Genomic DNA, 2374 nt, shown 5'->3' on the forward strand with positions numbered 1-2374 from the left:
CCTTGGTCAGCAGCTCCAGCGCCTCGGCGGGCGTGAGCGCGTCGGCGATGTAGCGGAAGTCGACCTGGGAGACGAGCCACGCGGGGTCGGCGTCGGCGAGCAGCTGCCACAGCGGCTTGCCCTCCGCCTTGGCGGCGAGGTCCCAGACGGCGTTGACGACGGCGCCGATGGCCATGTGCATCACGCCCTTCTCGGGGCCGAGCCAGCGCAGCTGGCTGTCGCCGATCAGGTCGTGGTAGAGCGAGCCGGGGTCGGCGCAGAGCTCGGCGACCGGGCGCCCGAGGACGTGCGGGCGGAGCGCGTCGATGGCGGCCACCTGGACGTCGTTGCCGCGTCCGATGGTGAAGGTGAAGCCGTGGCCCTCGGGGCCGCCGTCGGAGGTCCGCAGGACGACGTAGGCGGCGGAGTAGTCGGGGTCGGGGTTCATCGCGTCGGACCCGTCCAGCTCCCGCGAGGTGGGGAAGCGGATGTCGTAGGTGTCGACGGCGGTGATCCGCGCAGTGGTTGCGGACAAGGGGCTGCCTTTCACGCGTTGATGAACGTCTGGCGCTGGGTGCCGAGGCCGTCGATGGACAGCTCGACGGTGTCGCCCGCGCGCAGGTAGGGGGCGCCGGGCAGGCCGAGGGCCACACCGGCCGGGGTGCCGGTGTTGATGACGTCGCCGGGGTTGAGCACCATGTACTGGCTGAGGTACCAGACCAGGTAGGCGACGTCGAAGATCATGTTCTTGGTGCTGCCGTCCTGGCGCGTCTCGCCGTTGACGGCCAGCCGCAGTGCGAGGTCCTGCGGGTCGCCGGCCTCGTCCGGGGTGACCAGCCAGGGGCCGAGCGGGTTGAAGGTCTCGCAGGACTTGCCGATGTCCCACTGGGCGGAGTACTCCAGCTGGAACTCCCGCTCGGAAACGTCGTTGCTGATCGCGTAGCCCGCGATGCAATCCGCCGCCTCGCTCGGGTCGGCGAGGTAGCGGGCCTGGCGGCCGATGACCACGGCGAGCTCGACCTCCCAGTCGGTCTTCACCGAGCCGCGCGGGATCAGGACCTTGTCGAAGGGTCCGACGACCGTGGACGGGTCCTTCATGAAGACCACCGGCCGCTCGGGGACGGCGGCCCCGGTCTCCTCGGCGTGGTCGCGGTAGTTGAGGCCGATGCAGACCACCTTGCCGGGGCGGGCGACGGGGGCCGCGATCCGCAGGCCGGCCGCGTCCACGACGGGCAGCGAACCCTCGGCCAGTGCGGTGCGGACCCGGTCGATCCCGCCCGAGGCGAGGAACGCCCCGTCGATGTCCCCGGTCAGGCCAGTGAGGGTGTAGACCGTTCCGTCCTCGTCGCGGACGGCCGGGGTCTCCGCTCCCGGCTCGCCGACTCGCAGCAGCTTCATGGTGGCTCCCATCAACACATCGGATGTATCCGTGGTGGCACGACCATACGAGGCTGCCTCGGGCATCGCAAGGATTCCTCTGATGTTTGCGTGCCGGCTGTCCGGACTCGCTCTCAACTGCGCAGGTAAAACCGCCTGTTTGGGCCTTGGCTGGGGTGGGGGAGAGGGCGCGGATCACGGTTGGGATTCATCCGAGGTTTCCTCTTGTCAGTCGGATTTCCGGCTCGTAAAGTCCTCGTCACCAACCAGCGGTCCGATGACTGCCGGACGCCCGGTCGCTCCGCGATCCGCCTCCCACCCGCGCCGCAGCGGCGCCGGCCTTCCCAGCCAAGGAGATCAGCACCATGAAGCTCCGCTCGTCCAGAATCGCGGCCACGGCCGCCACCGTGGTCGTCCTGGCGGGGTTCGCCACGGCCTGCAACCGCGGCAGCGACTCGACCTCCTCCGCCTCCGGCGGTGGCAAGCCCGCGATCGGGATCGACCTGCCCCGCGCGGACTCCGACTTCTGGAACTCCTACGCGCAGTACATCAAGCAGGGCGCCTCCTCCCAGGGCCTGAACACCCTGCCGGTCAGCAACTCGCAGAACGACGTGACCAAGCTGGTCGCCAACGTCCAGGTCTTCCAGAACACCGGCGCCAAGGCCGTCGTCATGGCCCCGCAGGACACCGGGGCGATCGCCTCCACCCTGGACCAGCTCTCCGCCAAGAAGATCCCGGTCGTCAGCGTCGACACCCGTCCCGACAACGGCAACGTCTACATGGTGGTCCGGGCCGACAACAAGGCCTACGGCACCAAGGCCTGTGAATTCCTCGGCAAGCAGCTCGGCGGCAAGGGCAAGGTCGCCGAACTCCAGGGCTCGCTCAGCTCCATCAACGGCCGCGACCGCTCGGAGGCCTTCGCGGCCTGCATGAAGGAGAAGTTCCCCGACATCCAGGTGATCGAGCTGGCCACCGACTGGAAGGGGGACGTCGCCTCCGCGAAGCTCCAGTCGACGCT

At 69.3% G+C, this 2374-nt stretch carries 2 protein-coding genes and 1 pseudogene; 1 reads left to right on the plus strand and 2 read right to left on the minus strand.

Features of this window, described 5'->3' with window-relative positions; genetic code table 11:
• Both AB0O00_RS36035 and AB0O00_RS36040 read right to left on the minus strand, forming a co-directional pair.
• Positions 1-514, minus strand: a pseudogene (locus tag AB0O00_RS36035) (fuconate dehydratase); the annotation flags it as partial.
• 11 nt (positions 515-525) lie between these two features.
• On the minus strand, positions 526-1377 hold the full coding sequence (locus tag AB0O00_RS36040) for a fumarylacetoacetate hydrolase family protein (RefSeq protein WP_363658924.1): 852 nt from the start codon (positions 1375-1377) through the stop codon (positions 526-528).
• A 344-nt stretch (positions 1378-1721) separates the two neighbouring features.
• Between AB0O00_RS36040 and AB0O00_RS36045 the strand changes: the two genes are divergently transcribed.
• Positions 1722-2374: substrate-binding domain-containing protein (locus AB0O00_RS36045; protein ID WP_363658925.1), on the plus strand; the 653-nt coding region annotated here is incomplete at its 3' end.

It is taken from the genome of Kitasatospora sp. NPDC093558 (genome assembly GCF_040683475.1).
Classification (GTDB): domain Bacteria; phylum Actinomycetota; class Actinomycetes; order Streptomycetales; family Streptomycetaceae; genus Kitasatospora.